Here is a 14,701-nt window from a genome sequence, read left to right as displayed (position 1 = left end):
GCGGCTCAGGCCTCGACCGATTGCGCCGACAGGTTTTTTGTCGACCCGGGCGTTACCCTGTCGGTCTTGGCATACAGCCCTTGGCAATAGCTGCCGATCTGGTCCAGGGCCGGTTGCGTGGACAGCATCAACATGTGACACAACGCATCCACCTCGACGACTTCAAGGCTCGGCATCTGCTGCTTCCAGCCTTGTGCGTAGTCGTCCTGCCCCAAGGCACTGTGTTCCCCGCGCACGAACAGATACGGTTGCAGACCACCGAAGTAATTGCCGCCACGGTTGTGCAGGTAATGGCATCGAACGGCCGCGGGATGAGGCAAGGGCAGTATCTGGAAGTTCGTGCTGTCGTAGGCCGACTGCACCTTGGCGTTATGCCGGATACGCTGCATCAGCTGTCCGACCGAAACATCCGAACTGTGCTGGCAGGCCTGCTCGGCGAGGGCCAGCAGGAAGTCATCGTCGCTGACGTCACTGTCGATCCGTTCCTGGTGAATCATGTTCTCCAGCGCCTGTTCCAGGTCGTCGCCATACGAGGCGCCGATGGCGATATTGGCGCTCTGCAGATAAAGCGTCTTGGTTGAAACCCCCGCCCCGCTCATGGCGTGACTGTCCAGGCTGTCGACCATCACCAGGCTGTCCACCGTTTCACCGAGCTCCTGCAACTGCCGCGTCACTTCATAGGCCAGGGCTCCGCCGAGGGAGTAACCGCCCAGGGAATAGGGACCGTCCGGCTGCTGCATCAGGATCAGGTGGCAGTAATAGGTCGCCATCGCCTGCAAGCCCTGGAGTGGCGCACGTTCACTCATGTAGCCGCGGGCCTGGATACCGAAGAACGGGCGCTCGATGCGCTGTGCCAATGCCTGGTAAGCCTCGACACCACCGATGCCGGCATGAATCCAGAACACCGGGCGCCCGCTACGGCCCTGGTTGAGCGCAACCAGCTCCGGGTAACGCCGGCTGAGGTGGCGTACCGGATGCGACTCGATCGAGGCAACCGGCTGTGCGTCCAGCAGGCGAACGATGTCGTTCAGCGTCTGGCACTCACGCAGATCGGCCAGCGCGAACTCGCCGAAGCTCGCACTCAGCCGCTGGTAAAACAGAATGAAGGTCGCGGAGCCCAGGCCGTACTCGCTCAACGCCCGGTCCTCGCGCCAGGTGGTCGCCGGCAGTCCGGTCACTTCCGCGAGGATCCGCCGAATCCTCTCCAGCAGCGGCCCTTGCAGCTTTTCCTCGGCCCATGGCTGCGGCCCCGCTTCTGCCGCCGACGGCGCCGCGCCGACCCAGCAGCGGACCTTGTCGAACGGGTAAAGCGGCAAAGCCACCGGGCGATGACAGTCACTGCCGTCCAGACGTCGCCAGTCGATATCAATACCGTTCGCCCACAGCGCCGCCAACGAGAGCAGATGCTTTTGCCCGACGGCGTCGTCGATCAGGCTGTCGGTGGTGCGATCCTGTGCCAGAGCTTCCAGCAATCGGCTATCGGGCGTCTCGACAGCCCCTGTAAAACCGACACCATCACGTTTCGACCAGTCCTCGGGGTCCGCGCAAAAAGCCTGCAGGCTCCGCATCAGTTCGCTCACGTCGGACACCACCATCGCCAGCCGGAAGTCCATGGCCTCACGCTGTTGGCGCAGGGCGCGCGCATAGTCGACCAGGCTTGTGGCCAGGCCCGAGCCCAGGGACTGCAGGTGAGCCGTCGCCAGGGACAGCAACGACGAGGGACTAGCGGCGGACAGCACGATCAGCTGCTCTTCGGTGGCCAGCGGTACCGGTGCCGGGCACTGCGGCTGCGCAATCTCGAACGCCTCGACGATGACATGCGCATAGGTTCCGCCTGCGCCAAACGAGTCGATGGCCGCCCGCCTCGGTACGCGACATTCCTTGCCATCGACCGTGAGGATCGGTTGTGGCCAGTCGCGCAGCGTCGATTGCAGTTCAAAAGGCGCCTGCCGCCAATCGATATCGCTGTTCATCTGGCCGATGCCCGGCGTTGGCAGCCACTTGCGATGCTTGAGTTGCAATAGCACCTTGGTCAGTTGCGATAGGCCGGAAGCGGCCTCGGCATGCCCGATGTTGGATTTCACCGTACCAATCGCACAGGCCACCCCAGGCTCGCTGAAGACCTTGCGCAGCGCCAGCATTTCCACCGCATCGCTGAGCGGGGTACCGTTGGCGGCGGCTTCGATGTAACTGATGCTGTTGGCCGCGACGCCGGCCTTTTCCAGGCTTTCCCGGATCAGGGCCGTCTGCGCCTTGACGTTCGGCGTGGCGTAATGGCTGGCCCCGCCGCTGTGACTGACATGGGTCGAACGGATCACCCCCAGCACTTCGTCCTGGTCGCGCAAGGCATCGCTTAACGGCCGAAGCAGCACGGCGCCCACTCCCTCGCACGGCAGATAGCCGCTGCCGTCGCTGAAACTGCGACTGTCGGGCGCGCTGCCCAACATGTTCGATGCCCCCAGGCCGATGTATTTCTTGGGGTGCAACGACAGATTGACACCGCCCACGATGGCGCCCGTGCATTCGCCCCGCAGCAGGCTTTCGTGGGCATAGTGCAAGGCCACCAACGACGATGAACACATGGTATCAAGCGCAAGGCTCGGCCCGCGCAGATCAAAAACATGGGAAACGCGGTTGGCGATCGAGCTGTAGGAGGAAATCGATACCAGCGACTCACTGAGCAGATCGCTGTCCACGGCGCTGTATTGCTGGTACATCGCGCCGACGAACACCCCCAGCTTCGACTGGTAACGCTCGGCGATACGCTGACGGGTCAGACCGGCGCTGTCGAAAAGGTGTTGAACCGTCTGCAGGAACAGGCGCCCGTTCGGATCGAGAACGCTGGCCTCCCGCGGCGTCAACTTGAAAAACGCCGGATCGAACGCCGCGACCTCTTCCAGGAAACCGCCCCACTTGCAGGTGCTCTTGCCCAACATCGGCGTGCGGGCATAGAAGTCGTCGGCATTCCAGCGCTCGGGCGGGATCTCACTGATGCCGTCGTAACCTTCGGCCAGGCACTTCCAGAACTCATCCACCGAGTCAGCACCGGGATAACGCCCCGCCACCGCCACAATGGCGATCAACGGCGGCTGTTCGGCGTCACCGGCCAGCCCATGCACGGACGCCTCGACACTACGCGGTGCCGGAGGCTGAACCGGCAATGCGGGCACGTCGGCGCAAACCGCGTCCTTGACCTCTCCTTGTGCAACCTGTCCCGGCGCAACCTGTCCCGGCGCAGGCCAGCGACGGGCCACGACCTCGGCATGCTGCGCCACAAAAAAATCGGCCAGTTCCGCCAGCGTCTGGTACTCAAAAAACAGTGTTTTGGGCAAGGAACCGAAATCACTTTCCAGCTGCGCGATCACCCTCATCATCATGACCGAATCGATACCGTACTTGCTGAGCAAGGCATCGACCTGAATCCGCTGTTCGGCAAGCCCCAGCTCCTGCGCCACCAATCGGGTCAAGTGCGCCAGCAGTGCAGGACGCGACCCGGCCCCGGTCTCTCCCCGGGCCACTGGAGTCGCCAGCGGTGTGACGTCCGGAGCCTCGGCCAACGGACTGAAACCATGCAATGTCGTCGCCACCTGACGTATGCGCCGGACATTGCCCTCGACCACCAACACCTGCTCATCGCCCTGGGCCAAGGCCTGATAGAAAGCCTTGAGGGCGTTTTCGGTGGACAGCGCACGCAGGCCGCTTTCCTGCCACATGCGCTCCACCTGCCGTGGCTCCATGCGCATGCCACCGTCCTGCCAATAGGGCCAGTTGATCGACACCGATCGGCCTGTCCCCTGCCCGGAACGCACCCGTTGCGCACGCAGCCGGGCGTAACCGTCCATAAAACCATTGCCCGCGGCGTAATCGGATTGCCCGGCATTGCCCAACACGCTCGATAGCGAAGAGAACAAGGCAAAGAACGACAACGGCAGCGTCCGGGTCGCCTGGTCCAGATTCACGGCGCCACGAACCTTGGGGGAAAGCACCTGTTCGAACTCACTGACTGACTTGTTCAGCAACAGGTTGTCGCGAATGATCCCGGCGCAATGGATCACCCCGTCCAGCCGGCCACAGGTCTCCAGTACCCAACCGATCAAGTTATCGACTTGCTCCGGATCGGCGATATCGGTACGCCGGTAACTGACCAGGACACCGGCACGCGCCCAGGCCTCCAGTTGTTTGCGCGCCTGTTCGTCCACGCTGGAGCGCCCGACCAGGATCACCCGGCTGTTGAACCCCTGGGCCAGAATTTCCTCGATCAACAGGCGCCCTACCGCGCCCAGCCCGCCGGTAATCAGATAGACATGCCCGGCCCTCCAAGGGCTGGGGCAATGATCGAGCAACGTCAATTCCTGCCAGTCCAGCGCATACCGCTGGTCATCGCGATAAAGGATTTCCACATGGCGATCGCCCGCCTGCGCGTTGCCGCGCAACTTCGCCGTGAGCGTTGCCAGGCTCTCCTGGGCATTGACCGCGATCACCTGCCCGCGAAAGCCGGGGTATTCACTGGCAATGGTGCGAAACAGGCCGGCAATGCCGGAGCGCTGGGCAAACTGCTCCTCGCTGAGGATCACCTGAACCAACGGCAGCTGCTTGTCGCCACGGCGCAAGCATTGATGGACCTGCTCCAGCAACGCCACGGACAGGCGTTCAAAGGACTGCGCCAGGGCAGCGGATGCCCCGTCGCTGAAGTCATGACACTGGGCATCGGGGTAATGCGCGCTCAGGGCGGTGAACGGCAACGAAGCCATGTGGCAAAAATAAATCTGGTGAGCTGAATGCTGCATGTTTTGTCCCTCGGACTTCAAAGGTTGGCCAGCGTCCACCGGGGACTCAGAATCACCAGTGCGTCGTCTTCCAGAGATGGCGTGGCATCGGCGGGCAATCCACGGGTTACCAGGCCGCGCAGCGACAGGCACAGGCCCCCGGCCTGGTCGTACACATCGATATCGGTTTTCGGCCCCAGGGCGTTGAACGCCGGTTGTCGCCGCAGATGCGCCCACAACATGCCGCGACAGGCCGCGAACAACTCGATGCTGTCCGCCGCGAAAGGCAAGGCTATCGACGGCTGTGGCCCGGCCGCCGCCGGCTCGAACAGGGCCAGTGCCTGCAGAACCCCATCGAGCACACCGGGATCGATCACATAACGCGCATCGGTATAGGCCTGCGGATCTGCGCTCAGGCCCACCAGCAAGCTGTCCGGCTTGCTCCCCAGCCAAGTCAGGGTACGCAACGACGCGCCGTACTCCAGGCCATGCTCGGCCAGTCTTTGGTAGAAATCGGCGGCGCCGAGCGCCAGCGGCGGATAGGCATCGCGCAGGCTGTCGAGATCAACCACGCTCCGGGCCTGGGCTTCAGGGAAGTCGATGCTGCCTTGACAATGGAAGGTCCCCTCGGCCGCAGAGATCGACTGCCCGAGACAAAATTGCAGGTCCGTGGCGGTGCGCTTGAGCACCAACTCCAGGCTCAGCGGCTGCTCGCCGCTGACCGGTGTCACCCACGCAAGGTCCCGTAGGCGCATGGGCATCACGCTATCGACCGCCTGCCCCAGCGCCGAGGTGGCCGCGCAACGAATCATTTCCACCTGCGCGGCAGCCGGTAGCAGACGTTGCCGGGCAACACGGTGATCCCTGAACAGGGGCTCGGAGCCATTGAAATGACTCACATAACGAACGCCCTCCAGGCCAGAACGGTTTTCCTGCAACAGCGGATGCAGCTGCGCGGGCGCCGCCAGTGACGGCAACAGCGCGACCGCCTGCGCCCCCAGGTCAAGCCAGAAGAACTCCTTGGCGAACGGATAGGTCGGCAAGCTCACGCGCCGACTCGGCCGCTCGGCATAAAAGCGCTGCCAGTCCACCTGCAAGCCCTTGACCCATAGGGCCAACAACTTGCCAAACTTGCCCTTTTCAAACCAGTGATCGATGGTCTGGCGCAGGTCCTCATCGCCCTGCAGCAGGCCCATGGCCTCGCGGTGATCCTGCACGGAGCCCTGGAACAGCTCGCCCCGCTCGACATCGCGCCCTTCGACAAACGCCTTCAGGGTTTCGCAGACCGCTTCCCGCGTCGAAGCGCCGAACGCCAGGCGATGCTCCATGGGTTCGCGCCCCACCTGAAGGGTGTAGGCCAAATCCCGCAGATCGACCTGAGCACCGCTTCCCTGCAAATGCGCCAGCAAACGTTCGGCGCGCTGACGCAACTGGGGAGCCGACTGCGCCGACAACAGGATCAATACCACGCCGGATGCAATGGGAGTCCGCGGTCGCAGGTTCTGGTACTCCTGAATGATCAGATGGGCGTTGGCCCCGCCGGCCCCGAATGATGAAATGCCCGCACTGCGCGCTACGGAGTGCATCTGGCCGTCCACCTCCACCGACAGGCGTTGCCACTCCTGCGCGCTGAGTTGCAGCTTGAACGGTGTGCGCGCGAAATCGATACGCGGGTTGCTGCGCTCGCTATGCAGCGTCGGCAACAGTGTGGAGTGCTTGAGCTGCAGCAGCACCTTGGTCACGCTGGCGATGCCGGCGGCGCTTTCGCAGTGGCCGATATTGCTCTTGACCGAACCCAGGGCGCAGAACTGACGCTCGTTGCCAGCGTCGGCAAATGCATCGCTGAGGCCTTTGATCTCGATCGGGTCACCTAGCGGCGTACCGGTCCCGTGCGCCTCGACATAGCTGATATGGCGCGCGGGAACTCCGGAGCGCCGCAAGGCCTCGCTCACCACCGCGGTCTGCGCCGCCGGGTTCGGCACCGTGAAACCGCTGGTGCGACCTCCGGCATTCATCGCACTGCCCTTGATCACCCCGTAAATGTGATCGCCAGCGGCCACCGCGGCCGACAGCGGCTTGAGCAGAATCGCGCCCACCCCTTCACCGTCGACGAAACCATCGGCGTCGGCACCGAAGGCCCGGCACTGATCGCTCTCCGACAACATCCCCATCAGGGACAGCCCCATGTAGTGGGTCGGACTCATGATCAGATTGACCCCACCGGCAATCGCGCTGTCGCACGACCCCGACAGCAGACTGTCGATTGCCAGGTGAATGGCGCTCAGGGACGAGGAGCACGCCGTGTCGACCGCCAGGCTCGGCCCCTTGAAGTCGAACAGGTAGGAAACCCGATTGGCGATCGACCAGTAGCTGGCGCCGTTGACGTAGTCGGCGTTCATTGCCCCGACAAACACCCCGACCCGGTTTCCGTTCGATAACGTACCGGGGGTGTAACCGGCCTCCTCGATGCAGGCATACGCCTGTTCGAGGAACAAACGGGACTGTGGGTCCATACGCTCGGCTTCGGTCGGCGATATCTGGAAAAACAACGGGTCGAACGCGTCGATATCGCGGATGAATCCGCCCCATTTGCTGTAGTGCTTGCCCCACTTGCCACGCTGCTCATCGAAATGCTGGCGCCAGTCCCAGCGTTTTGGCGGGATTTCGCTGATGCAGTTGCGCCCCTGGGACAGGTTCTGCCAGAACTCTTCCAGGTCGTCTGCCTGGGCATACCGCCCGCTCATCCCGATAACGGCGATGTCACAGGCGCTGCTCCGGGGATCCGTAACAGCGCTCGGCGCCTGCGGCCAAGCGGCCAGCGGAATCGGCGCCGGTGCTGCGAACGCTGGCGCCGGCGCGACGTCCGACGGCGTCGACTGCACCCCCAGCAATGTCTCCAACTCGAGCCGATGCTTGTTGATGAAATGCATCACCAGCGCGCGGATGTTCTGTACCTCGAAAAACAGTGTATTGCTCACATCGGCGAAGGACTGATTGAGGATCGCAACCAGCCGTACCGAATAGATCGAGTCGATGCCATAGCTGTCCAGCGGTTCGTCGACGTCCAGGCGCTCCACGGGAACCCGCAGCTCCTGCGCGATCAGGCGCTTGAAGTGGACCAGAGCGGCGTCGAGCAGTTGCCCTTCGTGTACCTGGGCGGTCTGAGCCGTCACCGGCGGCTGGCTCGCCTGCGGCGCGTGTTGTGCGTTGGCTGGCGAACGCAACGGCTGACGAATGACCCCATCGCTGACGGCTTCCAGCACCTCGCCGCTGACCGTATCCGACAGCTGCCCCATCACCTTGAAGCCTTCCCGATGCAAGGCCAGGCGCAGCTCGTCGGTGCGTCCATGGCTGGCGACCAACAAGCTTCCCTGGCGTTTGAGCAACACCTTGATGTGGCGCAACGTCAGCCGGAAATCTCCAGCCGCTTGCGCCAGGGCAATGACGAGATCGTATTCCCCCGGTTTCAGGCCTTGCCCGGCGATGTCACATTGCGGGTCGAAAGCCACCGCTTGCAGTCCGCCAACCTGCCCTTCCAGCCCGGCGATCATCAACCGCTCGGCATCGCCATCGTGGCTGCACACATACCGCTGCGTGGCTTGCAGATGCTCCAGTACATCGCCGCGCGCCGCGAAACAGCCCCCCATGTCCAGTATCGATACGGCGGCACCCGGGGTGGCGGCCCACTGGCGCCAGCGCTCGACAACGCTGCCATCGGGGCGGGCAGCCTGGTCCGAGTCACGGCCAGGCAGCCCGGACTGTGCCGCCAGCACCGTCAACTGTTCGTCGGAAGGAATCAGCGCGGGCGGGTTGCGGACCTTGTCCGTGACCTTGAGCAACGCCAGCTGATCGAGGTCGTCGCCAAACAGGTAGTTCAACGCTTCCATGCCATCCACCGGCTCGATGGAGGCAATGCCGTTACGCGCCATGAGTTCACGGTAGTGTGCGGAGGCCGCGATACCGGTATTGCCCCAGAAGCCCCAGTTGATGACTTTGACCCGGCTCGGCAACTCCCGCGCCAGCTGCTCCGCCAGGGCATTCTGGAACAGGCACCCGGCGCTGTAGTTGGCCTGGCCCGGCGGCGGGGTGAACACCACGGTCGAGGAGAAAAACAGCAGGAACTGCGGGGGCGCCTCTCGCAGTGCGATCCCCAGGTTGAGGCTGCTCTGGAGCTTGGCGAAGTACACCCGACGCAGTGTCGCCTCATCCATATTCGCCAGCGTGCTGTCTTCGAGCAGCAACGCCGAATGGATGACGCCATGGATGCTGCCGAAACGCTGGCGAACCTGCTGCAGGCACGCCTGCAGAGCCTCCAGGTCGCAAGCGTCGGCCTGGTAATAGACCGGCGCACGCCCTGCCTGGGCACAGCTGTCTATCTGTCGTTGAATATCGGCATCGAGCGCCCGCCGCCCCAGCCATATCACCTGCGCATTGCAGTGGCCAATCGCGTATTCGCTCCACGCGGTGCCCAGCCCGCCTGCCCCGCCGATCACCACATAGACACCGTCCTGGCACAGGTAGTCGCCGCGTGGCGGCTGCTGGAACTCGGTCTTGAGCCATTGGCGGACGTACCAGTGGCCGTTGCGCCGCACTCGTTGCAGGCCCAGAGGGTCACAAGGCTGGCGGAGGATATCCTTGAGGGCTCCCACGCTGTCGCGCTCGATGTCGACGCTGCGGACCCGCCAGCGCGGCGACTCCTTGGCCATGGTACCGACCAGGCCATGCACGCCTGCCTGGGTAAAATTGCTCGCCTGCCCGTCGAAGCTGCTGGTCTCGTACTGCACCACGGTCAACTCGAACACCGTGCTGGCAACCGGCATCTGCTGCAAGGCCTTGAACAAGTTGAACAGGAACATCACCCCGCCCTGCTGCGCCTGCAGGATCGCGGCCTGATCGAAAGGCGAATGCCTGCCGCTGGGGGCCAGCCATATCAGATGCTCGATATCCCGACCTTCGAGCAAGGCCAAGAGCTCGGCACTGCCGCTGTCGGGGCTGACTTGCAGGCAGACCGCATCAGGCTGGCCTTCGACGATTCGCGCAAGGTCTTCCTGCCGGCTCCCCAGGATCAACAGGCGCCGCAGATCATGGGACAACGGACTGGACTCCGGCTGCGCCAGGGTCCACTGCGGCAACAGATAGACCTTCTGCTCGGCCTCGGTCGTGGCGCGGCTGGCCAGGGTGTGCGGGGTTGAGCCGGGGGTGGTCATCGTGGGCCCGGTTGTATCGCCCGACTTGAGCCGTAACGAGCTGAACCCCTTGATGGCGACACAGACATTGCCCGCGCGATTGCACAGATCGATGTCGAACCGGGTGATTGCTTCGCTCTGCGCCGGCTGACGCCGGACGTACGCCCACAGGGTGTTCTCACAAGGGCCGTACAGTTCCAGGCTGTCGATGGCGAACGGCAGGGCCACCGAGAAACCGGCGGGCGCGCCGGGCAGCATCAACCCCGCGCTCGCCTGCAACGCACCGTCCAGCAACGAGGGCGGCACATCGAACGGTTTGGCCTGGCTCGCCTCTCGGGCCTGCGGCATATGCAGTTTGGCAATCACATAGTCATCGCTACCCCACAGCGTCTCGATGCTCTGGAAAGACTCGCCATACTCATAACCGGCCTCCCGGTAGCCTTGATACAGCTCGGCGCCGCTCAGATGGCGACTGCAGCCGGCGATCAATTGCTCGACGTCATGCCGAAGCGAACGCGATGGGCAATCGGCGACAGTGGCCTGGCAATACACACGCTCAGGGTCTTGAGCGTCGACACACCGCAGGTGCCAGTCAGCGGTATCGGGCTCACCCTGTACCTCGATGTCCAGCCGCAGTTCAGCCGTGCGCTGCCAGATCGGCTGCAGCCAGGCCAGTTGGCTCAGGCGTAGCGCAGAACCACCGCGCCCCTGGCGATGACTGAGTTTCGCCGCCGCCGTGAACATCTCGATGGATGCCGCGGCAGGCAAGAGTTTCTCCCCGTTGATGCGGTGTTCGTCGAGAAAAAACTCACGGCCATCGAAGCGGCTGCTGAAGCGTTGCAGGCCGACGCAGGAAGTGTTGCTCTGTACCAGCGGATGCAGTGGCCGCGTTGTCGGCCATTGGCCGGCGCGACCGGCATCGGCCAGCATGGCCGCCTCGACCTCGTCCTCGACCCAATAGCGCTCACGGGCGAACGGATAGGTCGGCAGACTGACTTTTTGCGGGTACGGCTGTGCATACGCCGTACGCCAGTCCACCTCCTGACCCGCGACCCAGGCCGCGACGGCGGCTGGCAGATCGGTCGCGGCGACACTCGGCCCACTGGCCGACGCGGCGCTGACCGTTGCACTTAACAGGCCCGCCGCAACCTTGTCGCCTTGCAACCAGGCCTCCAGTCGAGTCCGCAGCTCCTGGTGAGAGCTCACGCATAGCGCCAGGCGTTCGCTCATCGCTTCGCGTCCGACCTGCAGGGTAAAGGCAATGCCAGACAGGTCCGCTGACGACAATGCCGGGCTGGCCAGCGCCGCCGCCAGCCGCTGCACGGAAAGATGCAGGGCGGTTGCGGTTTTTGCCGAAAGCACAATGGCCACGGGCATTGACCTCGCCGTATGCGGCGGCACGCTCGAAGGCAGGTACTCCTCTATCAACAGGTGGGCGTTAGCCCCTCCCGCCCCGAAAGACGAGATCCCCGCCAAGCGGGGCCAGGTCTTTTCAACGGCGTGCTCACTCAGCGTCGGACGCTGCCACGGCGTCAGGCTGCGCTGCACGTAGAATGGGCTGCCGGCGAAATCGATGTTGGGGTTGAGGGTCGCCGAGTGCAGCGAAGGGGCCAGTTGTCCGTGCCTGATCTGCAGCAGCACCTTGCTGATCCCGGCAATCCCGGCAGCACTCTCGCAGTGACCGATATTGGACTTCACCGAACCGATGGCACAGAAGCCCCGGTCCTGGGTTTGCCGGGCAAATGCCCGGGACAGCCCGGCGATTTCAATCGGATCGCCAAGTGGCGTGCCTGTGCCATGGGCCTCGATGTAACTCACCGCACGCGCCGGAACCCGGGCCTGGGCCAACGCCGCCGAGATCAGTTCGGCCTGGGCCAGTGGATTGGGGACCGTGTAGCCATTAGTCTTGCCACCGTGGTTGAGCACCGAAGCCTTGATGACGCCGTAGATCTGGTCACCATCGGCAATGGCCTGACGTTTGCGCTTGAGCAATACCGCGCCCACCCCCTCGCCCGGCACATACCCCTCGCCACCTTCACCGAAGCTCTCGCAGCGGCCCTTGGCCGACGCGAAGCCACCCTGGCCCAGCATCAGATATTTGTTGGGATGAATGGACACATTAACGCCACCTGCCAACGCCATTTCGCACTCGCCGTCGCGAATGCTGCGACAAGCCAGGTGCAAGGTGGTGATGGAGGACGAGCACATGGTATCGAGCGCGATGCTCGGGCCTTGCAGGTTGAAAATGTAGGACACCCGATTGGCGATCGAGGCCGGATGCCCCGGAACGGCAAAGGGGTAACCGCGCTCAGTCGATTGAGCGCCGAACAGCTGGTACTCCTCGTACATGACCCCGACGAACACCCCGACACTGCGTCCCTTGCCGCCGCCCGGCGCCGCCGGAAGGCTGCTGCGGGTGTAACCGGCATCCTCCAGCGTCTCATAGGCGCACTCCAGGAACAGGCGCTCCTGTGGCTCCATGCCAATGGCTTCACGCGGCGAGATGCCGAAGAACAAGGGATCGAACTTGTCGACATCATCGATGAAGCCACCGTGCTTGCAGTACGTCTTGCCGATGGTGTTCTTGGCCGGGTCATAGAAGCGCTGGTGGTCCCAACGCTCGGCTGGAATTTCACGGATCATGTCCTGGGCGTTCGCCAGGCAGCTCCAGAACTCCTCCATGTTGCGTGCCCCAGGATAGCGCCCCGCCAGACCGATGATCGCGATCTCCTGATCATCGTCTTCATTGGCGGAGCGCATCGGTGCCGGCGCTTCGGACGCGACCACCGAGGCAGGAGTGACGCCGACTGCCGCGGGGGGTGGGGTCTGGGTTTCCGGCTCCAGTATTCCTTGCAGTACCGCTGCATGCTCGGCCATGAAGTAGTCCGTCACTTCCCCCAGCGACTGGTACTCGAAGAACAATGTCTTGGACAAACGCCCAAAGGTCTTTTCCAGCTCATCGGTCAGGCGAATGATGATGATCGAGTCGATACCGTACTGCTCCAGTTGCACCTGCTCCTGGATGTCGTCTTCGTTCAGACGCAGGATCCGCGCGAACTGCTGGCGAAAGTAGGCGAGCGCCGCGTAGCGCAGATCCCCGGCCGGCGCGGGTGCGGGTGCGGGTGCGGGTGCGGCAGGGGCTTGCGCCGGCCCTGTGGAAGCAGCGCTGCTGGGCGCCAGCACACGCGAGGCCAATCCGTGCAACAGCGCCACGGGCTCGCCCTCGGCGTCGAACAGATCGATATCGATCAACTGCAATGCTGCCGAACTCCCGGCTCCCGGCTGTGGCCGCAGCCAGGCCCAGCATGGCGGCGCCGATGCGCGCAGCAGTTCGAAGTGCGCAAGAGCGAAGGGAACGCTCGCCTGGCCCGCGCCCGACACCTGCATATTCAGCCCCAGGGCCGCTTGCAGGGCCGAGTCGAACACTCCCGGATGGACCAGAAAGTCCTCCTGCGCAGGCTCGGTGGGCTCAGGCGCGCGGAGCTTGACCAGAACACCGAAGTCACCGACCCACAGACGCTCCATACACTGGTGGCCAGGACCGTACTCCAGCCCCATGGCGGTCAGTTGCGGATAACACTCGGCTCCTGTGAACTGGCTCTTGGCCTGTTGCTCAAGCGCCGGGATGTCCAGGCGGCTGGCCGTTCGCAAGGGAGCGCAGACCTCAGCCTTGCAGTGCACCACCCATTGACCGTCAGCCGCTCGCGAGCGGACCTCGAGCTGTTGCCCACGCTCGCCCCCCGCCCGCAGAAGCACCTGCAGATCGATCCCGGCGGCATCCCCCCACATCGGTTGCAACCAGAGCAGGTCGCGCAACTGAAAGGGCGCGGCCGGTTGCCCCGCGGCGCGCAGCGCACGGCTCAACAGTTCGATGTACATCATGCCTGGCAAAATCGCCCGGCCATTGAGTCGATGGTCAAGCAGGAAAAACTCGTTGCCGCTCAAATGCGCGTGATGCGTGACTCCACCTTGAGGCTCGGCCTGGGCGAGCTGTTCCGGCTGCGCCCAATGCCGTTCACGTTCGAAGGGGTAACCCGGCAGGCTGGTCCGGCGTACCGCTTGCCCGGCCCAGAGCCCGGCCCAGGGTAGCGTGACTCCGTCGACCCAGGCCCTGGCCAGGGACTCATGGCTGGCCTCGCGGGATTGCTCGACGCTCCATTGCTCGACCCGGGCGCGCTCGGCAACCCCGCTCCAGAACGGTGGTTCAAGCGCTTCGGGCGACTGCACATAGTCCTGGAGCCGGGCAATCAACTGCGTCATGGACACCGCCAGCAACACCAGACGGTGCGGCAAGGCTTCGCGGCCGACCTGGAGCGTATAGGCAATATCGGGCAGCGCCAGATCCGGCCGGCCGAGCACATGCTCGAGCAACTGTTGCGCCAGTACTGGCAGAGTCTGCGCTTGCAACGCCGAAAGCACGATCAGTTGGTCATCACGATCATTCATCAGCAGATTCCTTTGAGAATTCTTCGAAAAGCAGGTGAGCGTTGGTTCCACCGATACCGAACGAACTGAGCCCGGCCATGCGTGGACGCGTGGAGTCGATCAGCCAGGGACCGCTGTCCTCGAGCAGATAGAACGGGCTGTCCTGCAAGTCGATGTAGGGATTGGTGCGCGCACAATGCAGGTTCTTCACCAGCGTTTTGTGCTTGAGGCACAGCAACAACTTGATTGCACCGGCGATCCCGGCGGCGGCCTCGAGGTGGCCGATATTGCTTTTCAAGGCCCCCAGGGCACAGCGCGCCCCGG

The 14,701-nt window shown here is 63.8% G+C and carries 3 protein-coding genes (1 of these 3 only partly in view); all 3 read right to left on the bottom strand.

The genetic code is table 11. The features are described from left to right. Positions 1-5: 5 nt before the first annotated feature. Tightly spaced (at most 17 nt apart), the 3 genes in view from AC07PQ_RS05310 to AC07PQ_RS05300 form a layout consistent with a single transcriptional unit that may run on beyond the window. Positions 6-4,787, bottom strand: a complete 4,782-nt coding sequence (locus AC07PQ_RS05310; RefSeq protein WP_493185210.1) for an SDR family NAD(P)-dependent oxidoreductase — start codon at positions 4,785-4,787, stop codon at positions 6-8. 17 nt (positions 4,788-4,804) lie between these two features. After that, positions 4,805-14,398 (bottom strand): SDR family NAD(P)-dependent oxidoreductase, encoded by a 9,594-nt coding sequence (locus AC07PQ_RS05305; protein WP_493185211.1) that lies wholly within the window; start codon positions 14,396-14,398, stop codon positions 4,805-4,807. Beyond that, positions 14,391-14,701, bottom strand: partial view of an amino acid adenylation domain-containing protein gene (locus tag AC07PQ_RS05300; protein WP_493185212.1) — the end only. It continues 14,449 nt past the right edge of the window; 311 of the gene's 14,760 nt are visible here — the last part of the coding sequence; its start codon lies beyond the right edge, outside the window — the gene reads right to left on this strand; it ends in the stop codon at positions 14,391-14,393. Before AC07PQ_RS05300 ends, AC07PQ_RS05305 begins: the two co-directional genes overlap by 8 nt.

The sequence above is a fragment of the Pseudomonas sp. GW821-FHT09E12 genome, from assembly GCF_059416085.1.
Note: the sequence above shows the minus strand (reverse complement) of the source record. Positions and strands in the feature narration are given on the sequence as shown.